Here is a 26,254-nt window from a genome sequence, read left to right as displayed (position 1 = left end):
TGAAGACCATGAGTGTGGAGACTCAAAAAGAAACGCTGGGCTTCCAGACCGAGGTGAAGCAGCTGCTGCACCTCATGATCCATTCCCTGTATTCGAACAAGGAGATCTTCCTGCGTGAACTGATCTCCAACGCCTCCGATGCCGCCGACAAGCTGCGTTTCGAGGCCCTGGCCAAGCCAGAGCTGTTCGAAGACGACGCCGACCTGAAGATTCGCCTGAGCTTCGACAAGGACGCCGGTACCGTGACCCTCGAGGACAACGGCATCGGCATGAGCCGTGAAGACGTCATCGCCCACCTGGGTACCATTGCCAAGTCCGGCACTGCCGATTTCATGAAGAACCTCACCGGTGACCAGAAGAAGGATTCGCACCTGATCGGTCAGTTCGGCGTGGGCTTCTACTCCGCATTCATCGTTGCCGACAAGGTCGACGTGTATAGCCGCCGCGCCGGCCTGCCGGCCGCCGAAGGCGTGCACTGGTCGTCGAAGGGCGAGGGCGAGTTCGAAGTCGCCACCGTCGACAAGCCGCAGCGCGGTACCCGTATCGTCCTGCACCTGAAAAAGGGCGAGCAGGAATTCGCCGATGGCTGGCGCCTGCGCAACGTGGTCAAGAAATACTCCGACCACATTGCCCTGCCGATCCAGTTGCCGAAGGAGCAGGTCGCCGCCGAAGGCGAGGAACAGCCGGCCCAGGAATGGGAAACCGTCAACCGTGCCAGCGCCCTGTGGACCCGTCCGCGTACCGAGATCAAGGACGAGGAATACCAGGAGTTCTACAAGCACATCGGCCACGACTTCGAGAACCCGCTGGCCTGGAGCCACAACAAGGTCGAAGGCAAGCTGGAATACAACTCGCTGCTGTACGTACCGGCGCGCGCGCCGTTCGACCTGTACCAGCGCGAAGCACCACGCGGCCTGAAGCTGTACGTGCAGCGCGTGTTCATCATGGACCAGGCCGAGTCGTTCCTGCCGCTGTACCTGCGCTTCATCAAAGGCGTGGTCGATTCCAACGACCTGTCGCTGAACGTATCGCGTGAAATCCTGCAGAAAGACCCGATCATCGACTCGATGAAGACCGCGCTGACCAAGCGCGTGCTGGACATGCTGGAGAAGCTGGCGAAGAACGAACCCGAGCAGTACAAGGGCTTCTGGAAAAACTTCGGCCAGGTGCTGAAGGAAGGCCCGGCCGAGGACTTCGCCAACAAGGAGAAGATCGCCGGCCTGCTGCGCTTCGCCTCCACCCAGGACGACAGCGGCGAGCAGAGCGTTGCCCTGGCCGACTACCTGGCCCGTGCCAAGGAAGGCCAGGACAAGATCTACTACCTGACCGGCGAGTCGTACGCGCAGGTGAAGAACAGCCCGCACCTGGAAGTGTTCCGCAAGAAAGGCATCGAAGTGCTGCTGCTGACCGACCGCATCGACGAGTGGCTGATGAGCTACCTCAACGAGTTCGACGGCAAGGCCTTCGTCGACGTCGCCCGTGGCGACCTGGACCTGGGCAAGCTGGATTCGGAAGAAGACAAGAAGGCCCAGGAAGAAGTCGCCAAGGAAAAGGAAGGCCTGGTCGAGCGCCTGAAGGGTGCGCTGGGTGACAGCGTGGCCGAAGTGCGCGTGTCGCACCGCCTGACCGATTCGCCGGCGATCCTCGCCATCGGTGAACAGGACCTGGGCCTGCAGATGCGCCAGATCCTCGAGGCCAGCGGGCAGAAGGTGCCGGAGTCGAAGCCGATCTTCGAATTCAACCCGACCCACCCGCTGATCGAGAAGCTGGACAACGAACAGAGCGAAGACCGCTTCGCCGAGCTGTCGCATATCCTGTTCGATCAGGCGGCCCTGGCGGCCGGTGACAGCCTGAAGGACCCGGCGGCTTACGTTCGTCGCCTGAACAAGCTGCTGGTCGAGCTGTCTGCTTGAGTTGATGGATGAAAAGCCCGCTTCGGCGGGCTTTTTTCATGGCGGGCATCATGATCATGATTGGCAAAGGAGTGTTTGATGAGCAAAGTAATCGTCGAGTCGCTGGTCTATCACCTGTCCGGCAAGACCTATGAAAGCCGCCTGGTGTATGAGCCGGGAGCGTTGGGCCGCCCGGGCTTGGTGATGGCGCCGAACTGGATGGGCATTGGCGAAGGGGCCGAGCGCATTGCCAAGGAAGTGGCTGAGAAGGGCTATGTGGTACTGATTGCCGACCTGTACGGGCAATCGTTGCGCCCGTCCAATGCCGACGAGGCTGGCGCGGCCATGATGCCGCTCAAGGACGACCGTGGTGAACTGCGCAAGCGCATGCAGGAAGCCCTGGCCCAGCTGCTGGGGCAATCGAAGGCGTTGCTGGAGCCCGGCAAGGTGGCCACGTTCGGCTTCTGCTTCGGTGGCTGCTGTGCGCTGGAGCTGGCACGTTCGGGCGCCGACCTGCGCGCTGCGGTGTCGTTCCATGGCACCCTGGATACGCCGGACCCGGAGGACGCCAAGCGCATCAAGGGTTCGGTGCTGGTGCTGCACGGCGCATCGGACCCGCTGGTGCCGAAAGAGCAGTTGCCGGCATTCGAGGACGAGATGAACGCGGCCAAGGTCGATTGGCAGTTGCTCAGCTATGGCGGCGCGGTGCACTCGTTTACCGACCCGAATGCCAATGTGCCGGGCAAGATGCAGTATGACCGGCGCACCTCGGAGCGGGCGTTCCGCGCGATGCATAACCTGCTGACTGAAGTGTTCCAGCGCTGACATAGCATGGGGGCCGCTCTGCGGCCCATCGCGACACAAGGCCGCTCCTACAAGGACCGCGTATGCCATGAGCCACGCTATCCCTGTATGCTATGAGCCACGCTATCCCTGTAGGAGCGGCCTTGCGTCGCGATGGGCTGCAGAGCAGCCCCCAGATCAGCGCGGCAGCTCGATCCTCGAAGTTTCCCCCGGCACCGCCGGCCAATCCCCCGCAGCCCACCTGGCCCGGGCCTGTTCGATCAGTTCCCCATCACTGGCGACAAAATTCCAGTTCATCCGCCGTGGCCCATCCAGTGGCGCACCGCCAATCAGCACCAGCTGGCATGCCCCCTCCGCATACAGAGTGACTTCTTCGCCCTCCGGCAACACGATCAGGCAGCAGGCTGCAACGGATTCATTGTCCATCATCAGCTCACCATCGAGCAGGTACAACGCCCGCTGCGCATGCTCGGTCGGTACCCGCAAGGTGGTCGCCGGCTGCATTTGCACATGCGCGTAAAGGGTAGGGGAGAGTACCGGCACCGGTGATTGCAGGCAGAACCCGCTGCCGGCGATCATGCAGATGCGCACTCCCAGGCTGTCGCTGACGGGCAGGCTGGCAGCCGGGTAATGGCTGTAGCTGGCCGGGCCCTGTTCATGTTCGCGCGGTGATGCCAGCCATACCTGCAAACCATGCAGGCGCGAGCCATGGGCCCAGGCATCTTCAGGTGTGCGCTCGACATGGGCGACGCCGCTGCCTGCGGTCATCCAGCTGACCTCTCCCGGCAGCACCCGCTGCGCCGAGCCGAGGCTGTCCTTGTGCAGTATTGCCCCTTCGAACAGGTAGGTCAGGGTCGACAGGCCGATGTGCGGGTGCTGGCGGATGTCCATGCCATGCCCCGGGGCATAGTCGGTTTCCAGCATATGGTCGAAAAACACGAACGGGCCGACACTGCGGCACTGGGCCGACGGCAGCGGGCGCAGGATCGGCTGGCCCTCGACCGATTCGGCGCGCGGGTGGATGACCAGGGGGCTGCTCATGGGAAGGGCTCCAGGCACGGGGAAATGCCCCAAGCATAGCGGTTTGTCTGCCCGGGCTGAACCGTCTCGCTGGCCGGCCGGTCTACAGGGTCGGTATTCGCAAAAGGACGCTGCCCATGATAGCCCGAGCGCTGGCCTGCGCGCTGTTGTCCACCTGGTTGTGCCAGGCGGTACAGGCGCGTGACTACCGCTACAGTGATGCGCATCTGCACTACGTCGATTTCTTTCAGGAAAGCGAAGGCATGCCGGCATTGATCAAGGCCATGGATGCCGCGGGCATCGAGCGATCGATGATATCCGGCATCCCGGTGGCCAAGAAATGGCATGAAGATGAGCCCAAGCGCCCACGCTACTACGCCGGTGACGACGCCGATGCCTACTGGTACAGCGCCACCGACACCTATGTGGCGGCAGCGCTGCAGCAGTTGCCGGAGTCCCAGCGCCAACGCTTTCACCCGTTCCTGAGTGGCTTCAACCCGGTGGACAAGAATGCCGTCAGCCATATCGAGCGCATGCTCGACCTGTACCCGGGGCTGTGGCAGGGCATTGGCGAGGTATTCACCCGTCATGATGACCTGACGGCGCTGACCAGCGGCGACACTCCGCGCGCCAATAACGAAGCCATGACGCGTATCTATCACCTGGCCGCCGAGCGTGACCTGCCGGTGCTGCTGCATTCCAATATCACCTCCAAGCGCGAGCGCAACCCGCTGTACCTGGCCGAAATCGAAGAGCCGCTGCGCAATCACCCGCACACGCGATTCATCTGGGCGCATGCCGGCAGCAGCATGGAAATCCACCGGCACCAGACGCAGATGGACTTTCTGCTGCCGGTGCTGACGCGGTTGCTGGAAGATTATCCGAACCTGTATGTCGACCTGTCGTGGAGCGTGCTGGAACCCTATTTGCTGGACAGCAAGGGTGTGCCGCGCAAGGCGTGGCTGGCCTTGGTCGAGAAGTACCCGGAGCGCTTCATGCTGGGCTCGGATGTGGTGGGGCGGTTTGGCAGCCTGGGAGAGCAGATGCACGGGTTCAGGCCGTTTCTGGATGCATTGCCGGAACAGGTGGCCAATAAGGTGGCCCGGGAGAATTTTCTGGCGGTGTTGCCCAAGGTTCGCAAGTGACCTGTACCGGCCTCTTCGCGGGCATGCCCGCTCCCACAGGATCACCACAAGCCTGAATGCCATGGGGCCCCTGTGGGAGCGGGCGTGCCCGCGAAGAGGCCGGCACAGGCGATACAAATGAAAACGCCCCGAACCAGTCGGGGCGTTTTCGTTTACCGCAGCAGCGTCTTACTTGCCTTCCCAGCGCTTGAGCACCAGGGTGGCGTTGGTGCCGCCGAAGCCGAAGCTGTTGCTCATGACCGTGTCGATCTTGGCGTTCTCTTCGGTCTTGCGCAGGATCGGCATGTCGGCGACCTCTGGGTCCAGCTCGTCGATGTTGGCGGAGCCGGCGATGAAGTTGTTTTCCATCATCAGCAGGCAGTAGATCGCCTCGTGCACGCCAGCAGCGCCCAGCGAGTGGCCCGACAGGCTCTTGGTCGAGCTGATCTTCGGTGCCTTGTCGCCGAATACCGCGCGAACGCCCTTGATCTCGGCAACGTCACCGACCGGGGTCGAGGTGCCGTGGGTGTTCAGGTAGTCGATCGGGGTGTTGACAGTGGACAGCGCCTGCTGCATGCAGCGGATGGCACCTTCACCGCTCGGAGCGACCATGTCGTAACCGTCGGAAGTAGCGCCGTAGCCGACGATTTCGGCGTAGATCTTGGCACCGCGGGCCAGGGCGTGTTCCAGCTCCTCGACCACTACCATGCCGCCACCACCGGCGATGACGAAGCCATCACGGTCGGCGTCATAAGCGCGCGAGGCCAGTTCCGGGGTCTCGTTGCGCTTGGTCGACAGGGCGCCCATGGCGTCGAACAGGAACGACTGGCTCCAGTGCTCTTCTTCACCGCCACCGGCGAAGACGATGTCCTGCTTGCCCCACTGGATCTGCTCCAGCGCGGTGCCGATGCAGTGTGCCGAGGTGGCGCAGGCCGACGAGATCGAGTAGTTGATGCCCTTGATCTTGAACGGGGTGGCCAGGCACGCCGAAACGGTGCTGCCCATGGTGCGGGTTACGCGGTACGGGCCGACACGCTTGACGCCTTTCTCGCGCAGGGTGTCCAGCGCTTCCATCTGGTTCAGGGTCGAGGCGCCGCCGGAGCCAGCCACCAGGCCGGTACGCGGGTTGGACACCTGTTCTTCGGTCAGGCCAGCATCCTTGATCGCGTCCTGCATCGCCAGGTAGGCGTAGGCAGCGGCGTGGCCGACGAAGCGATAGACCTTGCGGTCGATCAGTTCTTCGAGGTTGAGGTCGATGGACCCGGAAACCTGGCTACGCAGCCCCATTTCCTTGTATTCCGGGTTGTAACGGATACCCGGACGGCTGTTGCGCAGGTTTTCGGTAACGGTAGCTTTGTCATTGCCCAGGCACGATACGATGCCCAGACCAGTGATAACGACGCGGCGCATGCGAATAACCCTTAGAAATTGTCAGTGGAGGTGAACACGCCGACCCGCAGGCCTTCGGCAGTGTAGATCTCGCGGCCGTCGACGCTGACCGAGCCATCGGCGATGGCCATGTTCAGCTTGCCCTTCAGGACGCGCTTGATGTGGATGTTGTAAGTGACCTTCTTGGCCTGCGGCAGTACCTGGCCAAAGAACTTCACCTCGCCCGAACCCAGGGCGCGGCCGCGGCCCGGCAAGCCCTGCCAGCCGAGGAAGAAACCGACCAGCTGCCACATGGCGTCCAGGCCCAGGCAGCCCGGCATTACCGGGTCGCCTTCGAAGTGGCAGGCGAAGAACCACAGGTCCGGGGTGATATCCAGCTCGGCGACCAATTCACCTTTGCCGTACTTGCCGCCTTCTTCGCTGATATGGGTGATGCGATCGACCATCAGCATGTTCGGCGCGGGCAGTTGCGCATTACCTGGGCCGAACAGCTCACCGCGACTGCAGCGCAGCAGGTCTTCCCGAGTAAAGGCGTGTTGTTTGGTCATGCGAGCTCCTCAATAACCCCCTGTGGCAGGGGATGAATCTTCCCGGCCGGCCCGAAAACCAACAGCTTCGGGGCGGCAGCCTACAGGTAGACTATTGCGTTGTGGTGAAAGTCACAGCGCACCTGGCGAAAGAAGTACAGGTGTGCACTGAAACGTCTATTTTCAGGTCCGTTGAAGGTCCTGTCCAGTGTTTAAGACTGCCGCACTTTAGCATTTATCGCCAGTCGCGGTTGTCCGACCGGGTAGCCAGCGCTGCAGCACCTGCTGCAGTTCGGTGCGGCGCAAGGGTTTGCTCAGGTAATCGTCCATGCCGGCGGCCATGCAACGCTCGCGGTCGCCCTGCAGGGCATTGGCGGTCAGGGCGATGATCGGTAGCCCGGCGCCGTTGGGCAGCTGGCGGATGCGCCGGGTAGCCTCATAGCCGTCCAGGTGTGGCAGGCGGCAATCCATCAGCACGGCGGCAAAGCGCTGCCGGCTGACCCGTTCGACCGCCTCCAGGCCGTCCTCGGCGGTGCAGACCGCCAACCCCAGGCTGCGCAGCATGGCGGCGATGACGCTCTGGTTGACTTGATTGTCCTCTACCAGCAACACCTGGCTATCATCGCCCACCGCAGGATGTGCCTCGCTTGCCTGCGCCAGCGCGGCCGGGGCAGGGCTGGCCAGGGCCAACGGCATTTCCAGGGTAAAGGTCGAACCCAGGCCTTCACGGCTTTCGCCGCGCAGCTTGCCACCCATGCGTTCGGCCAGGGTACGGGCGATCGACAGCCCCAGCCCGGTGCCACCATAGCGGCGGGAAATCGAGCTGTCGGCCTGCTGGAAGGCGACGAACATCATTTCCAGGCGTTCGCTGTCGATGCCGATACCGGTGTCACGCACGCTGCAGGTCAGCCAGATCAGTTGCCGGTCGAGTACCTGCCAGTGGGCCTCGACCTGCACCTGCCCGCGTTCGGTGAACTTCAAGGCATTGCCCACCAGGTTCAGCAGGATCTGGCGGATACGCGTGGGGTCGCCGTTGACCTGCAGTTGCTCGATGCCGGCCGGCGTTTGCAGGTGCAGGCCGAGGCCACGCTGCTGGGCGCTGTGCTGGAACGACTGGACACTGCTGGTGATCAGCTCGCCGAGGTTGAAGTCGATGTGTTCCAGCTGCAGCGCGGCACGCTCGATGCGCGAGAAGTCGAGAATGTCGTTGATGACCTTGAGCAGGTGCCCGGTGGACTCGCTGGCCACCGCCGTATACTCCGCCTGTTCGTTGCTCAGCGGCGTGGTTTCCAGCAACTGCAGCATGCCCAGCACGCCATTCATCGGTGTACGCAGTTCGTGGCTCATCATGGCCAGGAAGTCCGACTTGGCGCGGTTGGCCTGCTCGGCCTCTTCGCGGGCCTGGATCAGCTCGGCAATGGCCTGTTTCTGTTCATCGCTGGCCTGCTCGAGGGCGTGCGCCAGGTTGTTGATGTGGCGCGCCAGGTGGCCGAGCTCGCTGTCATCGACCACCGGCAGCAGGGTGTCGTACTCGCCCTGCTGGATGGCCTTGACCGCATGGCCCATGTCGCTGATCGGCTTGGCCAGGCTCAGGGCCAGGCGGCGCGCCAGGAGGAAGGTGAACAGCAGGGCGAACAGCGCGAGGATGCCGGCCTTGATCACGATCTCCTGCTGGCGCTGGCTGAAGGCGTCATCGGACATGCCGACGATCACCCGGCCCAGGTAATCGTCGCCGATGGCCGGGGCGGTTGCCTTGCCCTGTTGCAGGAAGTCGTTGTCCAGGCGGATCTGCTGCAGGCGGATGGGCGCCTGGAACACTTCGACGCGTTGCGCGCGACTGGTGCTTTCATCGGATTGCTCGACGTACACCAGGATATGGTTGCGGCTGTCCTGCACCTCCAGAAAGCGCACGTGGGGAATGCTGAGGGTGGCGCGCATCAGGCCTTCGAGCACCTCGTTGTTGCCCGATATCACCCCATACTCCGAGGCCGGCGCCAGCTGGTTGGCGATCAGTTGCCCGGTGTGGTTCAGCTCCTGGCGCAGGTCCTGGATGCGGACGAAGGTAAAGAAACTGATCAGCAGCAGGGTCAGCAACAGGGCCGGGCCGAGGCTGATGATCTGGGTACGGGTGTGGATGTCCCAGCTCAGGCGTTTGCTCATGGGGTGGGTTCTCCTTCAGCCAGGGCCTGGGCGGCGGCGTTCGGATCGATCGGTTCAAGGCCCAGGGCGCGCGCCACCTGCTGGTTGCCGCTGACGCCGTAGCGTGCCGGATACAAGCTACGTGGCCAGCGCGCCGGTGGCTGGTCGAGCAACTGGTCGAGTACCGCCAGCCAGTCGTCCTGGTCGCTGAAGGTGCTGGCCAGGGCGCCGGCGCGGACGAACCCGGCGTTCGGGCCGATCAGCGCCATCTGTCGGCCATAGCTGCTCAACAGCAGGTTCTTGGCGGTCTTGGAGTTGTACAGGTCGGGGTCGTCCAGGCCCAGCAGCACATCGCTGTTGGCCAGCAGGTGCTGCAGGGGCCGGCTGTCACGCGGGTCGGGCCAGTTCTGGGCAATGATTTCCAGGCCCAGCGGGCGGGCGGCAAGGCGCAGCTCTTCGAGCAGGAAACCGCTGTGCTCGCCGTACAGCACGCCAATGCGCTGGGCCTGTGGCAGCAGGTAGCGCGCCAGGCGCAGTTGCCGGCCCAGCGGCGGGTCGCTCCACAACAACGTGAGGAACCCTGGCAGCGACTTTCCCAGGCGCTGTGCAGCCTGTACCCGGCTGACCCGCATGGCCAGGGCTGGTGGGCCGGTGTTTTCACCCAGGCGCCACTCCAGCGCGGCGTTGTCCAGCAGGATCAGGCGCAGGTCGCTCTTGAGCAGGCCGGGGCGTGGCAGGTCGGCGGTGGTCTGGAAGTGCACATGATCATGCGGGCGGCGGCTTTCCAGGGCCGCGACGAAGCTGCGGATGCCGGGCTGATCCTCTGCGCCGACCAGCACGATTTCGCTGGCGGACAGCGGCCCCAACGGCCACAGGCAGAGCAGCAACAGGCGCAGCAACAGGGCCATCAGAACTCCAGCTCCGCGCTGACGCTCAGGCGATGGCGGCTGTCGTAGCGGTTCTGGATCGCGGTGGTCGGTTCATCGTCCAGGCGTTGTTGCCATAGCGCCGCCAGCTCGAGGTTGCTGCCGTGCACCCGGAAGCGTTTGGCCAGGCGCAGGTCGAGGCGCTCGTAACGGTACTGGTTGAGGGCATCGTCGCCATAGTAGAACAGCGCGCTCGACCAGCCGTCGCCCCACTCGCGCATCCACCCGGCCGAACCGCTGTTGCGGGCGCTGAGGCGGCGGTCGTCGGGGTTGCTGGCCCAGGCATCGACATAGGCATAGGTCAGGCGCAGGCGGTCGCGCAGGGTCGGGCGCCAGTCCAGTTGTGCCTCGCTGCCGCTGAAGCGGGCCTTGTTGGCGTTGCTGGCAATGAACTGGTTGTTCTTCAGGGGCTCGCTGATCATGCCGGTGATCTCGTCGTAGAACAGCTTCACATCCATGCTCAGGTCGATGTCGCTGAAGTAGCCGTTGTAGCCTACCTCGCGCGAGCGCATGCGCTCCTGCTCGAGATCGCCCGGGCCACGGGTCTTGACGAAGTACTCGCCGTTCTGCAGGCCGAACGCATTGGGGCTGAGGTTCTTGACCGTGTAGCTCCAGTTGACGTTGTTCTCGAACATGTCGGGCGAGCGCACGGCCTCGGAATACACCGCGCGCAAGCCATGGCGCGGGGTGATCAGGTAGTTGACCGCCACGCGCGGCGTCAGCGAGCTGCCCGACAGGCGCGAGTCCTCGAACATGGTGCCGCCCTGCAGGATCCAGTGTTCGTCGGCGCGCCACTCCAGCTGGCCGAACAGGCGCCAGGTCTGGTCGTCGATGCTGCCGTTGAAGTAGGTCTGCGAGTCGGCACGATCGTAGCGGTAATTCATGCCGCTGAGCAGGCGCAGGCTGTCGGTCAGGCTCAGGGTGTCCTGGATTTCCAGGTCGTAGCGGGTTTCGCGCGTGCTCTGGTCGACATCGCCGCAGACCTGCTGGTTGCCACCGTTCGCCCATTGCTGCTGAACCTTCTCCAGCAGCCCTTTCATGACCGGGTCATTGGTCGAAAGTGGCGCACCGGTAGCAATACCGCGTGCCACTTTTTCCGCGAAGTCAGGGTTGATCTGCCACAGCTGGGTCAGTTCCGGGCTGAACGACTGCAAGGCGTCACAGGCCCGCCAGACCTGCTGACGGTCGAAATGCTGCGCCGAACCCTGGATATAAAGGCTGTGCTCGGCACTGAAGTCCTTGGTCCAGCGCAGTGAACCTGCGTAGTCCTTGGCATTGACGTCAGCGTCGTTGCCTACCTCGTATCTCTTGAATACCGGCTTGTAGGTGTAGGGCCGCTGGTTGCTGCCTTCTTTCGCCGCCAGCTGCCATTCCAGGGTCTGGTCGTGGGCCAGGCTGTGGCTGGCATTGAGGTTGAAGCGGGTCAGCCGGCGGCTGTCGCGGTAGTCCTGGCCGAACTGGTTTTCATCGAAACCATCATCCTGCTGGCCTGACAGCGACAGGCGCATGTCGCCGCCGTCCCAGCCAAAGCCGTGGCTGGCGTAGAAGTCGTTGATGCCGTCCTGGCCGCGGGTGGTCTTCAGCCGCGTGCCATGGCTGTCGGCGGGGTTGCGGGTCAGGATGTTGACTACCGCCATCAGTGCATTGGCGCCGTAGCTGACCGTGTTCGGGCCGCGAAACACCTCGATGCGTTCGATGTCTTCCATGGCCAGCGGGATATCGCTCCAGTCCACCGTGGCCAGGCCTGCGCGGTACACCGAGCGGCCGTCGATCAGCACCTGCATGCGCCGGGCGTCGTTGACGTTACTGCCGTGGTAGTTGACGGTGGGCTGGTTGGCGGCGCCGTAGCCGATCATCATGCCCGGCACCAGGCGCAGCAACTCGGGGATATCGCGGGCGCCGCTGGCGCGGATCAGCTCGCTGTCGAGCACGGTCATGCTGCCCGGCACTGCCGCCGGGGATTGTTTCAGGCGCGTGGCGGTCAGAACCTGCGGCAGGTCGGTGTTGTCGATGAACAGATCGTCGGCCACGGCCGGGCCACCGAGCAGGGCAGTCAGCAGGAGCAGGCGCGGGTACGGGGGCGTGCCAGGGAACACAAAGCTGCCTTGTTTCAGGATTGAGACAGGCATGGTAACTGACCGGGCGGGTTTTGCCAGTGGGCTGTGGGGGAGGCGGGCTTGGGATGGTGGTTGGGGCGGGGGGCATGTCTTGAGGGTTTCAGCGCCTGTGCGATCGAGCGCCGCCCGCGCGGCGCATCGCGAGCTGCGCTCGCTCCTACGTTTGTTTCGGGCCAGTAACGCCTGTGACAGGCGCGCGCGACCGCCTGGTGTGTACGACGCGATAGCGCGCCGTGCGCCAAAGGGTCCGCGCGAAAATCCCACAGAAATGATTGGCCCGAAACAAACGTAGGAGCGAGCGCAGCTCGCGATGCGCCGCGCGGGCGGCGCTCGATCGCACAGGCGCCAAAAAAACCAAGGCGAACCCGAAAACCCCCCACCACTGGCTCTGTAGCAGACGACCCGTATAATGTTCAGGTCGCCACTTAACTTAATGGCTCTAACGGATTGAATATGACTGAACAGCAACCTGTTGCAGTTCTTGGAGGCGGCAGCTTCGGTACCGCCGTGGCGAACCTGCTGGCCGAAAACGGCGTGCCGGTGCGCCAATGGATGCGCGACCCCGAGCAAGCCGAAGCCATGCGCGTCAACCGCGAAAACCCACGCTACCTCAAGGGCATCCGCCTGCATGACGGCGTCGAGCCGGTCAACGACCTGCTGGCGACCTTGCAGGCCAGCGACCTGATCTTCGTCGCCCTGCCGTCGAGTGCCCTGCGCAGCGTGCTGGCGCCCCACGCCGAGCTGCTGCGCGGCAAGGGCCTGGTCAGCCTGACCAAGGGCATCGAAGCACAGAGCTTCAAGCTGATGAGCCAGATCCTCGAAGAAATCGCCCCCGAAGCCCGCATCGGGGTGCTGTCGGGCCCCAACCTGGCCCGTGAGATCGCCGAGCACGCGCTGACCGCCACGGTGGTCGCCAGCGAGGACGAAAAGCTCTGTCAGCAGGTGCAGGCCGTGCTGCATGGGCGTACCTTCCGTGTCTACGCCAGTAGCGACCGCTTTGGCGTCGAGCTGGGTGGGGCGTTGAAGAACGTCTACGCCATCATCGCCGGCATGGCGGTGGCGCTGGGCATGGGCGAGAACACCAAGAGCATGCTGATTACCCGTGCCCTGGCCGAGATGACCCGCTTTGCCGTCAGCCAGGGTGCCAACCCCATGACCTTCCTCGGCCTGGCCGGGGTGGGTGACCTGATCGTCACCTGTTCCTCGCCCAAGAGCCGCAACTATCAAGTTGGCTATGCGCTAGGCCAGGGCCTGAGCCTGGAACAGGCTGTCAACCGCCTGGGCGAAGTGGCCGAAGGCGTCAACACGCTCAAGGTGCTCAAGGCCAAGGCCCAGGAAGTGCAGGTGTACATGCCGCTGGTGGCGGGCCTGCATGCCATCCTGTTCGAAGGCCGCACGCTGAACCAGGTGATCGAGCACCTGATGCGCGCCGAGCCGAAGACCGATGTCGATTTCATTTCCATCAGCGGTTTCAACTGAGCCGCACGCAGCAAGGAGCGAAACATGAACGATACCCCGGAGCGCGCCCAGCGCGAGTCGATCATCCTGCGGGTGCTGTGGATGCTGGTTTTCCTGGTGGTCTGGCAACTGGCCGAGATCCTCCTTGGCGGCCTGGTGCTGGTGCAGTTGATCTATCGCCTGGTGTATGGTGCGCCAAGCGCCAGCCTGATGAATTTCGGCGATAGCCTGAGCCAGTACCTGGCGCAGATCGGCCGATTCGGCAGCTTCCACAGTGACCAGAAACCCTGGCCGTTCGCCGACTGGCCGGCGCCGCGCGCCCCCGAAGGCGAGGCGCCGCATGCCGTCGCCCCTGCGCCGCACCCGGTGCGTGACGAGGAGCCCAAGCTGTGAAGCTGTGGATATTGCGCCACGGCGAAGCGGAGCCGCGGGCCAGCAGCGATGCCGAACGCCGGTTGACCGCCCATGGCCGCGAGCAGGTGCTGCACAGCGCTGCTCGCCTGCTGGGCCAGCCGTTGCAGGCGATCCTCGCCAGCCCCTACGTGCGCGCCCAGCAGACGGCGGCGCTGGTGCATGACACCCTGGGCTTCGCTGAGCCGGTGCGCACTGTGCCGTGGCTGACGCCTGAAAGTGACGTGCAGCAGGTGATCGGTGAAATCGAGCGTCTGGGTCTGGAGCATGTGTTGCTGGTCAGTCATCAGCCGTTGGTGGGGACTTTGGTCGGCGCGCTGGAGCATGGCCATCAACAGCGGCCGGCGGGCATGAGCACTGCCAGCCTGGCCGAGCTGGAAGGGGACTGGCCGCTGGCTGGCTTGATGACCCTGCGGGCAATCAACGCCCCGGCTTGAGTCGCCGGGGCCGCTTTGCGCCCCTTTGGCGATACAAGGCCGCTTCCACAAGTATCGTGCTGCTTTCCAGGCCAGCGCTGTACCGGTGGGCGCTGGCATGACCTGATAGCCCTCGCCGATGACCTTTCCGGATGTTGCCGAACTGCCCGGCGATACCGACAATGGGCCATCATTTGCCATCCGGATGTGGCGCCATGTCGCAGCAGATCTTCTTCGCCCATGCCAATGGTTTCCCCTCGGCCACCTACGGCAAGCTGTTCGCGGCGCTGGCACCGGACTATCAGGTGCAGCACCTGGCCCAGCACGGGCACGATCCACGCTTTCCGGTGGACGACAACTGGCAGGGCCTGGTCGATGAGTTGCTGCATCACCTGGCCCGGCAGGACCAGCCGGTATGGGGTGTCGGCCATTCATTGGGCGGTGTGCTGCACCTGCATGCGGCCCTGCGCCGCCCGGAGTACTACCGCGGGGTGGTGATGCTCGACTCGCCAGTACTCACCCGCGCCGACCAATGGCTGCTGCGCACTGCCAAGCGCTTCGGCTTCATCGACCGTATCACCCCGGCTGGCCGCACCTTGGGACGCCGCGAAACCTTCGGTGACCGTAACAGCGCCCGCGCTTATTTTGCCGGCAAGTCGCTGTTTCGCCATTTCGACCCCGACTGCCTGGATGCGTATGTCGAGCATGGCCTGCAGGCGATGCCGCAAGGGCTGCAACTGCGCTTCGACGTCGCCACCGAAATCAGCATCTACCGTAGCATTCCGCATACCAGCCCTGCGCCTGCTCGGCACTTGCAGGTGCCACTGGCCATGGTCCGCGGCGAGCGCAGCAAGGTCATTCGCCGCCACCATGCGCTGGCTGTACGCGGCATGCCCAAGGGCGAATACCACAGCGTGCCGGGCGGGCACATGTTCCCACTGGAGCGGCCGACCGACACCGCCAGCCTGATCAAGGGCCTGTTCGACCGCTGGAGCCAGGCATGAGCACGCAGGTCGAGGAAGTACGCCTGAGCCTGGGCCATATCGAACTGGCGGCGCACCTGTTCGGTCCTGCCGACGGGCTACCGGTGATCGCCCTGCATGGCTGGCTGGACAATGCCAACAGCTTCGCCCGTCTGGCACCGCGCTTGAAAGGCCTGCGCATCGTTGCCCTGGACCTGGCCGGGCACGGCTACTCCGAGCACCGGCCGCCCGGCGCCGGCTATGCCCTGGCCGATTACGCCCATGACGTGCTGCGGGTGGCCGGGCAACTGGGCTGGCAACGTTTCGCCCTGCTGGGCCATTCGCTGGGGGCAATCATCTCGGTACAACTGGCTGGCGCGTTGCCGGAGCGGGTGAGCCACCTGGCTTTGATCGATGGCGTGATCCCGCCGACCGGTGCCGAGCAGGACGCCGCCGAGCGCCTGGGCATGGCCCTGCAGGCCCAGCTGCGCCTGGATGACAAGCGCAAGTCGGTGTACGCCACGCTGGAACGGGGCGTCGAGGCGCGCATGAAGGGTATGGTTGCGGTCAGCCGCGAGGCCGCCGAGCTGCTGGCCCAGCGTGGCTTGATGCCAGTGCCGGGTGGCTACAGCTGGCGCAGCGACAGCCGCCTGACCCTGCCATCGCCGCTGCGCCTGAGTGAAACCCAGGCCATGGCCCATGTGCGCCGGGTGAGTTGTCCGGCGTGCCTGGTGGTGGCGGCCGATGGCATGCTGGCACGCCACACCGCGTTGCTGCAGCAGCTACCCTTTGAACAGGTGAGGCTGCCCGGTGGCCATCACCTGCACCTGAACGATGAGCAGGGCGCAGCGCTTGTCGCAGACTGTTTCAATCGCTTCTTTGGCTTTGCTTGACTTGCAACAGACAACTGTCGAGGCTTGGCGGGTTGAACAGGGAGACAACCATGCAATTGCCAGACATCCTGGAGCTTCACCTCGGCGCTGAGCGCCGCCTGGGTCGCCGATGAGCGCGCCTGTTGCCATTCGCTTTGCCTTCGCGGCCTGCCTGGTGATCGCCAGCCCTGTGTCATGGGGCAGCAGCCTGCCGGTACCGGTGGACGCCAAGGTGGTCGACCAGCGTCCGGCCGTGGAGCAGGAACGCGTCTACCCGCTGGGGCCGCTACGCAAGATCAGCGGCCGCCTGCGGGTCGAGAACAAGGTCGAGAGCCGCGGCCAGGTCAGCTCGGTCACCTATGAGCTGCCAGTCGAGCGCACCGCCCGCGAAGCGTTCACCAGCGCGCGCGAAGCGCTGCAGCACGAGGGTGGTTACCCGCTGTTCTGGTGCCAGGGCCGCGATTGCGGCGAAGCCAGTCTGTGGGCCAACGATGTGTTCGGCAATGCCCGCCTCAACGGTGGCGACGAGCAACAGGCGTTCATCCTGTTGCGCCGCTCGGCGCAGCAGGCCGACACCCTGGTCGCGCTGTACAGCGTTACCCGTGGCAACCGCCGCGCCTACCTGCATGTGGAAGAGTTCGTCGCCGGCAGCCCGCTGGGCGTACTGCTGCCAACTGCCGCCACGGTGCTGCGGGAAATGCGCGACACCGGCAAGCTCGACTACCCGGACCTCGCGGCGCCGCAAGACACCTGGGCAGACCTGCTGGCGCGCAGCCTGAACCTCGACAGCACCCTGCGTGCCAGCCTCAGTGGCCCGCAGGCCGAAGCCTGGCGCGAGGCGCTGGTCAAGGCGGGGGTGCGCAATAGCCGCCTCGAGGTCGGTAGCGCGCCTGGCGAAGGCCTGCACCTTGAACTGATCCGTTGAACGAGCCCGCCATGGTTAACAATGACCGCCTGTTGATCCAGATTCTGCTGCTGGCACTGCTGGGTGCCGGCCTTTGGGTGATGGCACCGTTCATTTCGGCGCTGTTGTGGGGGGCCATCCTGGCCTTTGCCAGCTGGCCGCTGATGCGCTTTCTCACCCGCGTGCTGGGCGGGCGCGAAACCCTGGCCGCCAGCCTGCTCACCAGCGCCTGGATCCTGATCGTGGCCCTGCCGCTGGTGTGGCTGGGGTTCAACCTGGCCGACCACATTCGCGATGCCACGGCGTTTGTCCGTGACGTGCAGGTCGACGGCCTGCCCGATGCCCCGGCCTGGCTGGGGGGCATCCCGTTGGTGGGCGAACGCCTGGTCAGCTGGTGGCAGTCGCTGGACCAGCAGGGCGCGGCCTTGCTGGCTTCGATCAAGCCGCACCTGGGGCAGGTGGGTAACTGGTTGCTGGCGCGCAGTGCGCAAATCGGCAGCGGCGTGCTGGAGCTGACCCTGAGCCTGGTCTTCGTGTTCTTCTTCTATCGCGACGGCCCGCGGTTGTCGGCGTTCGTCCTGCGCTTGCTGCACCGCCTGGTGGGCGAGCGCGGCGAGTACTACCTGGAGCTGGTCGCCGGCACGGTGCAGCGGGTGGTCAACGGTGTGATCGGCACGGCTGCCGCGCAGGCTGTTCTCGCGTTGATCGGCTTCCTGATTGCCGGTGTCCCTGGCGCCATCGTGCTGGGCCTGGTGACCTTCATGCTCAGCCTGATCCCGATGGGACCGCCCTTGGCCTGGATCCCGGCCACGGCCTGGCTGGTATGGAAGGGCGAATACGGCATGGCGGTGTTCCTCGGCGTCTGGGGCACCTTCGTCATCAGCGGCGTGGACAACGTGCTGAAGCCGTACCTGATCAGCCGTGGCGGCAACCTGCCGCTGGTGATCGTGCTGCTGGGGGTGTTTGGCGGCTTGATCGCCTTTGGCTTCATCGGGTTGTTCATCGGGCCTACCTTGCTGGCCGTGGGGTATAGCCTGTTGCTGGACTGGAGCCGGAATTCGGGGCCGGTGCAGTCTTAGTTCGCCCTTGAGGTGTTTGTCGCCCGTATGGAGCGCCGCCCGCGCGGCGCATCGCGGATAAATCCGCTCCTACAAAATCAGGTCGGTGCAGGCAACACATGACTTGATCTTTACGCATTCTTTATCCTGATCGCGGCCCCTCGATCTCGCCCCTTTACGCCCCTCCCTCGGACAATTCCCCCAAAGCGGCCCAAGCCGCAACACGGGGAGAACCACACATGAACGTGCTCGACGGGCTGTCACTGCTGCTGGCAGTGGCATTGGCGTTTTATCTGCTGGTGGCGCTGCTGCGCGCCGATCGCAGCTAGGGAGCGGCCATGCACAGTTACGATTTCGCCTTGCTCCTGGCTTTTTTCGCCATCGTGCTGCTACCGGCACCCTGGCTCGGTCGGTTCTACTACAAGGTCATGGAAGGCCAGCGTACCTGGCTGTCGCCTGTGCTCGGCCCGGTCGAGCAAGCCTGCTACCGGCTGGCGGGTGTGCGCAGCAGCCAGGAACAGAACTGGCGGCAGTACAGCCTTGCCCTGCTGGCCTTCAACCTGGTCGGGTTCCTGCTGCTGTTCACCGTGTTGCTGCTGCAGGGCTACCTGCCACTCAACCCGCAGCACCTGCCCGGCCAGGAATGGTCGCTGGCGTTCAACACCGCCGTCAGCTTCGTCACCAACACCAACTGGCAGGCCTACAGCGGTGAGGCGTCGGTCAGCTACCTGAGCCAGATGCTCGGCCTGACCGTGCAGAACTTCGTCAGCGCCGCCACCGGCCTGGCCGTGCTGGTCGCCCTGTGCCGTGGCATCGCCCGGCGCAGCGCGACGACGCTGGGCAACTTCTGGGTCGACATGACCCGTGCCACCCTCTATGGCCTACTGCCGCTGTGCCTGCTGTTGGCACTGCTGCTGGTGTGGCAGGGCGTGCCGCAGACCCTGGCCGATTACGCCCACGCCGTCACCCTGCAAGGCAGCGAACAGACCATCCCGCTGGGCCCGGCCGCCAGCCAGATCGCCATCAAGCAGCTGGGGACCAACGGCGGTGGCTTCTTCGGTGTCAACTCGGCGCACCCGTTCGAGAACCCCACGGCCTGGAGCAACCTGTTCGAGGTGGCATCGATCATCCTCATTCCGGCGGCGCTGGTGTTCACCTTCGGCCACTACGTGAAGGACTTGCGCCAGAGCCGCGCCATCCTCGCCTGCATGCTGGCCCTGTTCCTGATCGGCGGTAGCACGGCGTTGTGGTCCGAGCACCAGCCCAACCCGGCCCTGGACAGCGCGCAGGTCCAGCACAGCGCGCCCATGGAAGGTAAGGAAAGCCGCTTCGGCACCACCGGCTCGGTGCTATGGACGGTGACTACCACAGCGGCCTCCAACGGTTCGGTCAATGCCATGCACGACAGCCTCAATCCCCTCACCGGGATGGTGGCGATGGTCAACATGATGGTCGGCGAGGTGATCTTCGGCGGTGTCGGTGCTGGGCTGTACGGCATGCTGCTGTTCGTGTTGATCGCGGTGTTCCTGGCGGGGCTGATGATTGGCCGCACCCCGGAATACCTGGGCAAGAAGCTGCAAGCCCGCGAGGTACAACTGCTGGTGGCGACCCTGCTGGTGATGCCGGTCGGCGTGCTGGTACTCGGTGCCATCGCCGCCAGCCTGCCTGGCCCGGCGGCTGCGGTGAGCAACCCCGGTGCGCATGGTTTCAGCCAGTTGCTGTACGCCTACACCTCGGGTGCCGCCAACAACGGCTCGGCCTTTGCCGGCTTCGGCGCCGGCACGGTGTTCCACAACCTGATGATCGGCCTGGCCATGCTCATCGGCCGCTTTGGCTACATCCTGCCGGTGCTGGCCCTGGCCGGCAGCCTGGCGGCGAAGAAAAGCGCGCCCCAGGGGCTGAACAGCTTCCCCACCCATGGCCCGCTGTTCACCGGCCTGCTGCTGGTGACCATCCTGCTGGTCGGCGGCTTGACCTTCCTGCCGGCCCTGGCCCTTGGGCCAATCGCCGAACACTTGAGCCTGGGTTTTTGAGGATCGACCATGAACATGCCCATTCCTGAAGTACAAACCCGCCACAGTGCCAAGGACCAGACCCGCTTCGCCGCACTGTGGCGCCCGGCGCTGGTGCAGGCATTCGTCAAGCTCGACCCGCGTCAGCTCAAGCGCTCGCCGGTGATGCTGGTGGTCGCCCTGACGGCGTTGCTGACCACCGCCCTGTGCGCGGTGCCCGGCAGTGGCGTGAGTACCGGAGTTGCCGTGCAGATCGCCCTGTGGCTGTGGTTCACGGTGTTGTTCGCCAACTTCGCCGAAGCCCTGGCCGAAGGCCGTGGCAAGGCCCGCGCCGATAGCCTCAAGGCTGGTAGCCAGGGCCTGACCGCCCAACGGCGCAAGCGCGACGGCAGCTACGAAACCGTCGCGGCCAGCGCGCTGCGCAAGGACGATGTGGTGCGCGTGGTGGCCGGCGAGATGATCCCCGGTGATGGCGAGGTGCTCGAAGGTATCGCTGCGGTCAACGAGGCCGCCATTACCGGCGAGTCGGCGCCGGTGATCCGCGAGTCCGGTGGCGACCGCTCGGCAGTGACCGGCAATACCCGGCTGGTCTCCGACTGGCTGTTGATCCGGATCACCAGCAACCCGGGCGAATCGACCCTCGACCGCATGATTGCCCTGGTCGAAGGCGCCAAGCGGCAGAAGACCCCGAACGAGATCGCCCTCGACATCCTGTTGATCGGCCTGACCCTGATCTTCCTGATCGTGGTGGTGACCTTGCAGCCGTTCGCCCACTTCGCCGGTGGCAGCCTGCCGCTGATCTTCCTCGCCGCGTTGCTGGTGACGCTGATCCCTACCACCATCGGCGGCCTGTTGTCGGCCATCGGCATCGCCGGCATGGACCGCCTGGTGCGGCTGAACGTGATTGCCCGCTCGGGGCGTGCAGTGGAAGCGGCCGGGGACGTGCACACGCTGATGCTCGACAAGACCGGCACCATCACCTTCGGCAACCGCCGCTGTAGCGCACTGCATGCCGCACCGGGCATCACCGCCCGCGAGTTGGGGGAGGGCGCCTTGCTGGCATCGCTGGCCGACGACACCGCCGAGGGCAAGTCGATCGTCGAGTACCTGCGCCAGTTGCACGACTTCATCGAGCCGGCCGCCGGGCAATTCGAGGCCGTGGCGTTCAGCGCCGAGACGCGCCTGTCGGGCATCGACTTCCAGCAGCACTGTTACCGCAAGGGCGCCGTCGATGCCGTGCTGGCCTTCGTCGGCATGCAACGCCTGGAAATGCCGCCAGCGCTGGCCCGTGAAGTGGAGCGCATCGCCCAGAGCGGCGGCACGCCCTTGCTGGTGTGCCTGGACAAGCGCCTGCTCGGCGTGATCCACCTCAAGGACGTGGTCAAGCCCGGCATTCGCGAGCGCTTCGCCGAGCTGCGCAAACTGGGCATCCGCACGGTGATGGTGACCGGCGACAACCCGCTGACCGCTGCCGCCATTGCCGCCGAGGCCGGCGTGGATGACGTGCTGGCCGAGGCCACGCCGGAGAAGAAGCTGGCCCGCATCCGCCAGGAGCAGAACGACGGCCGCCTGGTGGCCATGTGCGGCGACGGTGCCAACGACGCCCCGGCACTGGCCCAGGCTGACGTGGGCATGGCCATGAACGACGGCACCCAGGCCGCGCGCGAGGCGGCCAACATGGTCGACCTGGACAGCGACCCGACCAAGCTGCTGGATGTGGTCCAGGTCGGCAAGGAGCTGCTGGTCACCCGCGGTGCGCTGACCACCTTTTCCATCGCCAACGACGTGGCCAAGTACTTCGCCATCCTGCCGGCGCTGTTCGCCGCCATCTACCCGCAGCTGGGCGTGCTCAACCTGATGCACCTGGCCAGCCCGCAGAGCGCGATTCTGTCGGCCATCGTGTTCAACGCGCTGATCATCATCGTGCTGATCCCGCTGGCGCTGCGTGGCGTACGGGTGCAGGCCGCCAGTGCGGCGCACCTGCTGCGGCGCAACCTGCTGATCTACGGGCTGGGCGGCATCGTCGTGCCGTTTGCCGGGATCAAGCTGATCGATCTGCTGCTTAATGCACTGCACCTGGTCTGAGGAGGCCGCCATGAATGCTTATGTCCGCCCGGCGTTGAGCCTGGCCTTGTTGATGACCTTGGTGACTGGCGCGCTGTATCCGCTGGCGGTGACCGGGATTGCCCAGCTGGCATTCCCCAGCCAGGCCAACGGCAGCCTGGTGCGTGATGACCAGGGCCAGGTGCGCGGTTCGGCGCTGATCGCCCAGGATTTCCAGGGTGATGGCTGGTTCCATTCGCGCCCTTCGGCGGGTGCCTTCGCCACCGTGGCCAGCAGTGCAAGCAACCTGTCGCCGAGCAACCCGGCGCTCGCCGAGCGGGTCAAGGGTGATGCGGCAGCGCAGTATCAGGCGCAGCAGGGGGCGGTGCCTCTGGCACTGCTGACCACGTCGGGCAGTGGCCTCGACCCGCACCTGCCACCGGAGGCCGTGGCCTACCAGATCCCACGGGTGGCGGCGGCGCGGCAACTGCCGGTAGAACGCTTGCAAGGCTTGCTCGAAGAGGCCACCCTCCACCCATTGATCGGCCCGCCGGTGGTCAATGTGCTGGCCTTGAACCAGGCCTTGGACAACCTCAGCCATTGATAGATGACTTGAGGGGCTAGCAGGGACCCTGTGGGAGCGGGTTCACCCGCGAATGCGATAGTGGCGCCACCATCGTATTCGCGGGTGAACCCGCTCCCACAGGTACGGTGTTTGTCCCTGAATTTGCTGCTTGCTGGAAATAGCAAAGGATGAAAGATGAGTGACTCCACCCGCGCAGACGCGCTGTTGGCTACCCTCCCACAAACCGGCCGGGGCCGGCTGAAGGTGTTCCTCGGCGCCGCCCCCGGCGTCGGCAAGACCTTCGCCATGCTCCAGGCCGCCCACGCCCAGCAACGCCAGGGCGTGCAGGTAGTGGCCGGGGTGGTCGAAACCCATGGCCGCGCCGAAACCGAGGCGCTGCTCGGCGGCCTGCAGCAGCAGCCGCTGCTGCGCAGCCAGTACCGTGGCGTCACCCTCGAGGAAATGGACCTCGATGGCCTGCTGAAGGCCGCGCCAGCATTGGTGCTGGTCGACGAACTCGCGCACACCAATGCGCCCGGCAGTCGCCACGCCAAGCGCTGGCAAGACGTTCAGGAGCTGCTGGCCGCCGGCATGAACGTATACACCACGGTCAACGTCCAGCACCTGGAAAGCCTCAACGACAAGGTCCGCGACATCACCGGCGTGCAAGTGCGCGAGACCCTGCCGGACTGGGTGCTGCAGGAAGCCTTCGAACTGGTGCTGATCGACCTGCCACCGCGTGAATTGCTCGAGCGCCTGCGCGAAGGCAAGGTGTACGTGCCCGAGCAGGCACGCGCCGCCATCGACGCGTTCTTTTCGCAAACCAACCTCACCGCCTTGCGTGAGCTGGCCATGCAGACTGCCGCTGCGCAGGTGGATGCCGACCTGGCGCACGGCTATCGCCAGCGCGGGCAGGAGGCTCCGGCGCTGCGCGGGCGCCTGCTGGTGGGGGTGGATGGTGACGACCAGGCCGAACGCCTGGTGCGCCATGCCAGCCGGGTGGCGCAACGCCGCCACCTGCCGTGGAGCCTGGTGCACGTGGACAACGGCCGCCTGCGCGACGAAACCGCCCGCCAGCGCCTGCTGGCGGCCCAGCAACTGGCCGAGCGCCTGGGTGGGGAAGTGGTGCTGTTGCGCGCCGGCGAAGTGGCGGGCACATTGATCCAGCATGCCGCCGAGCGGCGCGCCAGCCTGGTACTGGTCGGGCAGTCGCGCAACCGCCTGCGCCGACGCCTGTTCGGTGCCGGTGTGGCCGCGCGCCTGCTGCGCGAAAGCCACGGCCTGGAAATCAACGTGCTCGACCGTGACCTGCAGCCGCAGGCGCCGCGTCTGGCGGTGCGGCAGGTGTGGGTGTGGCGCCATTACCTGCTGGCATCGCTGGCGACCGTCCTGGCAGCGGGCCTGGCCTGGGCGGTGTCGAGCGTGCTGGCGCTGCCCAATATCTCGCTGGTATTCCTCGCCGCGGTGTTGCTGGTGGCGGTGCGCAGCAGCCTGGGGCCTGCCCTGGCCTGTGCCGCGCTGTCGTTCCTGACTTACGACTTCCTGTTCATTCCGCCCAACTTCTCATTCACCATCCAGCGCGAAGAAGACGTGCTGACCTTGTTGTTCTTCCTGTTGATGGCCGCCCTCACCGGCAACCTGGCCGCGCGACAGCGCCGCCAGTTGCAGGCGCTGCGCGAGACCCAGGCGCAGACCAGCCAGCTGCTCGACCTGTCGCGCCGGCTGACGGTGGCCACCGACCGCCAGGCAGTGCTCAACGCTGCCGCGCAGTATCTGGATGGCTGGCAGGATGCGCAGGTATGCCTGCTGGAGCGCAATGCCGAAGGCCAGCTGCAGGTAGCCACTGGCATCGCCCATGCCTTCAGCGACAACGAACGCGCTGCGGCCGAATGGGCCTGGCAGCATGGCCAGGCCGCCGGCCATGGCAGTGATACCCTGCCCAATGGCCGCTGGTGGTGGTGGCCGCTGGCGGTGGATGAACAGCCCCTGGCCTTGCTCGGCGTGCGCTCACGTTCCGGCCAGCCGCTCAGCGACCCGCGCCGGCGCCTGTTGACTGCCCTTGGCCAGCCGCTGGCCCAGGCCCTGGCCCGCGCGCGCCTGGCCGAACAGCTGGAGGCCGCACGCCTGCATGGCGAAACCGAGCAACTGCGCAGCGCCTTGCTCGCCTCGGTGTCGCACGACCTGCGTACCCCGTTGACGGCCATGCGCGGCAGCATCGACAGCCTGCTGGCGCTGGGCGAGGCGATTCCGCTCGCAGACCGTCGCGAACTGCTGGAAGGCACGCGCAATGAAGCGGAACGCCTCGACCGCTATATCCAGAACCTGCTGGACATGACCCGCCTGGGCCATGGCGGCCTCAAGCTGGCCCGCGACTGGGTGGCCCCGGCCGATATCGTCGGCAGCGCGCTCAACCGCCTGCGTGTGGTACTGGCACCGCTGCGCGTGCACACCGATGTGCCGGCCGAGTTGCCGTTGCTGTTCGTGCATGCGGCGTTGATCGAGCAGGCACTGGTCAACGTGCTGGAAAATGCCGCGCGCTTCTCGCCCGCCAATGGCCGCCTGGAACTGCAGGTGTCGGTGCGGGACGCCCAGTTATGCTTCGCCGTCAGCGACCAGGGCCCGGGCATTCCGGTAGCCGACCGCGACAAGATCTTCGACATGTTCTATACCGCGGCCCGCGGCGACCGTGGCGGGCAGGGCACCGGCCTGGGCCTGGCCATCTGCCAGGGCATGATCGGCGCGCATGGTGGCCAGATCCAGGTTGGCGAAGGCATCGATGGCCAGGGCACCTGCATCACTTTATGCTTGCCGCTGCCCCCTCAACCTGAAGCCGAAAGCGAAGCCCCATGAGTCAGTCCGCTACCCTCCTGGTCATCGACGATGAACCGCAGATCCGCAAGTTCCTGCGCATCAGCCTGGCTTCGCAAGGCTACAAGGTGCTCGAGGCTGCGACCGGCAGCGAAGGGCTGGCCCAGGCGGCGCTGGGCAAACCTGACCTGGTGGTGCTCGACCTCGGGTTGCCGGACATGGACGGCCAGCAAGTGCTGCGTGAACTGCGGGAGTGGAGTGCGGTGCCGGTGCTGGTGTTGTCGGTGCGCGCCAGTGAAGTGCAGAAGGTCGATGCGCTGGATGGCGGCGCCAATGACTATGTGACCAAGCCGTTTGGTATTCAGGAATTCCTCGCCCGGGTGCGTGCCTTGCTGCGCCAGGTGCCACAGGCCGGCGGCTCGGAAATCGCCGCCAGCTTCGGGCCGCTGACCGTGGACTTCGCCTTTCGCCGGGTGACCCTGGACGGGGTAGAGGTGGCATTGACGCGCAAGGAATATGCACTGCTGGCGCAACTGGCCGGGCATCCGGGGCGGGTAATTACCCAGCAGCAGCTGCTCAAGGACATATGGGGGCCGACCCATGTGGATGACACCCATTACCTGCGGATCGTGGTGGGGCATTTGCGCCAGAAGCTGGGCGATGACCCCACCGCGCCACGGTTCATCATCACCGAGGCGGGGGTCGGGTACAGGTTGGTAGCGCCAACCGCCTGACCGTGGGAAAAGCGGGTGATAGTGGTTGTCCTGTGCTGCCTGTCCCGGCCCCATCCGGCAAGCTGCAACCCCT

At 65.2% G+C, this 26,254-nt stretch carries 22 protein-coding genes; 16 read left to right on the top strand and 6 right to left on the bottom strand.

From position 1 onward, the window contains the following. Positions 1-8: 8 nt before the first annotated feature. The gene (htpG, locus tag HU763_RS16215) at positions 9-1,913 is read left to right on the top strand and encodes a molecular chaperone HtpG (RefSeq protein ID WP_186688238.1); all 1,905 of its coding nucleotides are present in this window, start codon (positions 9-11) and stop codon (positions 1,911-1,913) included. A 78-nt stretch (positions 1,914-1,991) separates the two neighbouring features. Then, entirely contained in the window at positions 1,992-2,717 is a 726-nt protein-coding gene (locus HU763_RS16210) for a dienelactone hydrolase family protein (RefSeq protein WP_186688236.1), read from the top strand. Between the two features lie 156 nt (positions 2,718-2,873). Here the strand turns inward: HU763_RS16210 and HU763_RS16205 are convergent, their stop codons facing one another. Then, the gene (locus HU763_RS16205) at positions 2,874-3,737 is read right to left on the bottom strand and encodes a pirin family protein (protein WP_186688233.1); all 864 of its coding nucleotides are present in this window, start codon (positions 3,735-3,737) and stop codon (positions 2,874-2,876) included. 116 nt (positions 3,738-3,853) lie between these two features. On the opposite strand from HU763_RS16205, the gene HU763_RS16200 reads away from it, so the two are divergent. Continuing rightward, positions 3,854-4,861 (top strand): amidohydrolase family protein, encoded by a 1,008-nt coding sequence (locus HU763_RS16200; RefSeq protein ID WP_186688230.1) that lies wholly within the window; start codon positions 3,854-3,856, stop codon positions 4,859-4,861. Between the two features lie 168 nt (positions 4,862-5,029). On the opposite strand, the gene fabB is transcribed toward HU763_RS16200, so the two are convergent. The 5 genes from fabB to HU763_RS16175 all read right to left on the bottom strand — a co-directional run bounded on the left by fabB (position 5,030) and on the right by HU763_RS16175 (position 11,950). After that, on the bottom strand, positions 5,030-6,250 hold the full coding sequence (gene fabB / locus HU763_RS16195; RefSeq protein ID WP_186688220.1) for a beta-ketoacyl-ACP synthase I: 1,221 nt from the start codon (positions 6,248-6,250) through the stop codon (positions 5,030-5,032). A gap of 11 nt (positions 6,251-6,261) precedes the next feature. After that, on the bottom strand, positions 6,262-6,777 hold the full coding sequence (gene fabA / locus HU763_RS16190; RefSeq protein ID WP_170030830.1) for a 3-hydroxyacyl-[acyl-carrier-protein] dehydratase FabA: 516 nt from the start codon (positions 6,775-6,777) through the stop codon (positions 6,262-6,264). A gap of 207 nt (positions 6,778-6,984) precedes the next feature. Next, positions 6,985-8,916, bottom strand: coding sequence for an ATP-binding protein (locus HU763_RS16185; RefSeq protein ID WP_186688205.1), 1,932 nt, complete (start codon positions 8,914-8,916; stop codon positions 6,985-6,987). Beyond that, positions 8,913-9,803, bottom strand: a complete 891-nt coding sequence (locus HU763_RS16180) for an ABC transporter substrate-binding protein (RefSeq protein ID WP_186688190.1) — start codon at positions 9,801-9,803, stop codon at positions 8,913-8,915. Before HU763_RS16180 ends, HU763_RS16185 begins: the two co-directional genes overlap by 4 nt. After that, positions 9,803-11,950 carry a TonB-dependent receptor plug domain-containing protein gene (locus HU763_RS16175; protein ID WP_186688187.1) on the bottom strand — a complete coding sequence of 716 codons (2,148 nt, stop codon included), beginning with the start codon at positions 11,948-11,950 and terminating at the stop codon, positions 9,803-9,805. Before HU763_RS16175 ends, HU763_RS16180 begins: the two co-directional genes overlap by 1 nt. A 441-nt stretch (positions 11,951-12,391) precedes the next feature. Here HU763_RS16175 and HU763_RS16170 point away from each other — a divergent pair, with 441 nt between their 5' ends. The 13 genes from HU763_RS16170 (at position 12,392) to HU763_RS16110 (ending at position 26,181) form a co-directional block, all read left to right on the top strand. Then, entirely contained in the window at positions 12,392-13,417 is a 1,026-nt protein-coding gene (locus tag HU763_RS16170; RefSeq protein ID WP_170030823.1) for an NAD(P)H-dependent glycerol-3-phosphate dehydrogenase, read from the top strand. A 24-nt stretch (positions 13,418-13,441) separates the two neighbouring features. Continuing rightward, a complete protein-coding gene (locus HU763_RS16165) occupies positions 13,442-13,789 on the top strand; it encodes a DUF4389 domain-containing protein (RefSeq protein WP_186688184.1) in 348 nt (115 codons plus the stop codon). Continuing rightward, positions 13,786-14,244 (top strand): phosphohistidine phosphatase SixA, encoded by a 459-nt coding sequence (gene sixA, locus HU763_RS16160; protein WP_186688181.1) that lies wholly within the window; start codon positions 13,786-13,788, stop codon positions 14,242-14,244. Before HU763_RS16165 ends, sixA begins: the two co-directional genes overlap by 4 nt. A 194-nt stretch (positions 14,245-14,438) precedes the next feature. Continuing rightward, a complete protein-coding gene (locus tag HU763_RS16155) occupies positions 14,439-15,227 on the top strand; it encodes an alpha/beta fold hydrolase (protein WP_170030817.1) in 789 nt (262 codons plus the stop codon). Further along, positions 15,224-16,078: an alpha/beta hydrolase gene (locus HU763_RS16150; RefSeq protein WP_186688179.1), complete on the top strand. Its 855-nt coding sequence runs from the start codon at positions 15,224-15,226 to the stop codon at positions 16,076-16,078. The genes HU763_RS16155 and HU763_RS16150 overlap by 4 nt, the downstream gene beginning before the upstream one ends. Before the next feature lie 109 nt (positions 16,079-16,187). Continuing rightward, a complete protein-coding gene (locus HU763_RS16145; protein ID WP_186688178.1) occupies positions 16,188-16,982 on the top strand; it encodes a DUF4892 domain-containing protein in 795 nt (264 codons plus the stop codon). A gap of 11 nt (positions 16,983-16,993) precedes the next feature. Continuing rightward, entirely contained in the window at positions 16,994-18,040 is a 1,047-nt protein-coding gene (locus HU763_RS16140) for an AI-2E family transporter (RefSeq protein ID WP_186688177.1), read from the top strand. Between the two features lie 218 nt (positions 18,041-18,258). After that, the gene (gene kdpF, locus HU763_RS16135) at positions 18,259-18,348 is read left to right on the top strand and encodes a K(+)-transporting ATPase subunit F (RefSeq protein WP_170030809.1); all 90 of its coding nucleotides are present in this window, start codon (positions 18,259-18,261) and stop codon (positions 18,346-18,348) included. Positions 18,349-18,357: 9 nt separating this feature from the next. After that, complete coding sequence (gene kdpA, locus HU763_RS16130; protein ID WP_186688176.1) at positions 18,358-20,052, top strand: potassium-transporting ATPase subunit KdpA; 1,695 nt, start codon at positions 18,358-18,360, stop codon at positions 20,050-20,052. A gap of 9 nt (positions 20,053-20,061) precedes the next feature. Next, on the top strand, positions 20,062-22,116 hold the full coding sequence (gene kdpB, locus HU763_RS16125; protein ID WP_186688175.1) for a potassium-transporting ATPase subunit KdpB: 2,055 nt from the start codon (positions 20,062-20,064) through the stop codon (positions 22,114-22,116). Between the two features lie 10 nt (positions 22,117-22,126). Beyond that, positions 22,127-22,678 carry a potassium-transporting ATPase subunit KdpC gene (gene kdpC / locus HU763_RS16120; protein WP_186674771.1) on the top strand — a complete coding sequence of 184 codons (552 nt, stop codon included), beginning with the start codon at positions 22,127-22,129 and terminating at the stop codon, positions 22,676-22,678. A gap of 156 nt (positions 22,679-22,834) precedes the next feature. After that, positions 22,835-25,489, top strand: a complete 2,655-nt coding sequence (locus HU763_RS16115) for a sensor histidine kinase (protein WP_186688172.1) — start codon at positions 22,835-22,837, stop codon at positions 25,487-25,489. Beyond that, positions 25,486-26,181, top strand: coding sequence for a response regulator (locus HU763_RS16110; protein WP_186688170.1), 696 nt, complete (start codon positions 25,486-25,488; stop codon positions 26,179-26,181). The genes HU763_RS16115 and HU763_RS16110 overlap by 4 nt, the downstream gene beginning before the upstream one ends. The last annotated feature ends 73 nt before the right edge of the window (positions 26,182-26,254 follow it).

The sequence above is a fragment of the Pseudomonas anuradhapurensis genome (genome assembly GCF_014269225.2).
GTDB lineage: Bacteria > Pseudomonadota > Gammaproteobacteria > Pseudomonadales > Pseudomonadaceae > Aquipseudomonas > Aquipseudomonas anuradhapurensis.
Note: the sequence above shows the minus strand (reverse complement) of the source record. Positions and strands in the feature narration are given on the sequence as shown.

Coding starts and splice junctions, on each gene's coding strand:
- htpG (WP_186688238.1), top strand. CDS start 9: ATGAGTGTGGAGACTCAAAAAGAAACGCTGGGCTTCCAGACCGAGGTG.
- HU763_RS16210 (WP_186688236.1), top strand. CDS start 1,992: ATGAGCAAAGTAATCGTCGAGTCGCTGGTCTATCACCTGTCCGGCAAG.
- HU763_RS16205 (WP_186688233.1), bottom strand. CDS start 3,737: ATGAGCAGCCCCCTGGTCATCCACCCGCGCGCCGAATCGGTCGAGGGC.
- HU763_RS16200 (WP_186688230.1), top strand. CDS start 3,854: ATGATAGCCCGAGCGCTGGCCTGCGCGCTGTTGTCCACCTGGTTGTGC.
- fabB (WP_186688220.1), bottom strand. CDS start 6,250: ATGCGCCGCGTCGTTATCACTGGTCTGGGCATCGTATCGTGCCTGGGC.
- fabA (WP_170030830.1), bottom strand. CDS start 6,777: ATGACCAAACAACACGCCTTTACTCGGGAAGACCTGCTGCGCTGCAGT.
- HU763_RS16185 (WP_186688205.1), bottom strand. CDS start 8,916: ATGAGCAAACGCCTGAGCTGGGACATCCACACCCGTACCCAGATCATC.
- HU763_RS16180 (WP_186688190.1), bottom strand. CDS start 9,803: ATGGCCCTGTTGCTGCGCCTGTTGCTGCTCTGCCTGTGGCCGTTGGGG.
- HU763_RS16175 (WP_186688187.1), bottom strand. CDS start 11,950: ATGCCTGTCTCAATCCTGAAACAAGGCAGCTTTGTGTTCCCTGGCACG.
- HU763_RS16170 (WP_170030823.1), top strand. CDS start 12,392: ATGACTGAACAGCAACCTGTTGCAGTTCTTGGAGGCGGCAGCTTCGGT.
- HU763_RS16165 (WP_186688184.1), top strand. CDS start 13,442: ATGAACGATACCCCGGAGCGCGCCCAGCGCGAGTCGATCATCCTGCGG.
- HU763_RS16155 (WP_170030817.1), top strand. CDS start 14,439: ATGTCGCAGCAGATCTTCTTCGCCCATGCCAATGGTTTCCCCTCGGCC.
- HU763_RS16150 (WP_186688179.1), top strand. CDS start 15,224: ATGAGCACGCAGGTCGAGGAAGTACGCCTGAGCCTGGGCCATATCGAA.
- HU763_RS16145 (WP_186688178.1), top strand. CDS start 16,188: ATGAGCGCGCCTGTTGCCATTCGCTTTGCCTTCGCGGCCTGCCTGGTG.
- HU763_RS16140 (WP_186688177.1), top strand. CDS start 16,994: ATGGTTAACAATGACCGCCTGTTGATCCAGATTCTGCTGCTGGCACTG.
- kdpF (WP_170030809.1), top strand. CDS start 18,259: ATGAACGTGCTCGACGGGCTGTCACTGCTGCTGGCAGTGGCATTGGCG.
- kdpA (WP_186688176.1), top strand. CDS start 18,358: ATGCACAGTTACGATTTCGCCTTGCTCCTGGCTTTTTTCGCCATCGTG.
- kdpB (WP_186688175.1), top strand. CDS start 20,062: ATGAACATGCCCATTCCTGAAGTACAAACCCGCCACAGTGCCAAGGAC.
- kdpC (WP_186674771.1), top strand. CDS start 22,127: ATGAATGCTTATGTCCGCCCGGCGTTGAGCCTGGCCTTGTTGATGACC.
- HU763_RS16115 (WP_186688172.1), top strand. CDS start 22,835: ATGAGTGACTCCACCCGCGCAGACGCGCTGTTGGCTACCCTCCCACAA.
- HU763_RS16110 (WP_186688170.1), top strand. CDS start 25,486: ATGAGTCAGTCCGCTACCCTCCTGGTCATCGACGATGAACCGCAGATC.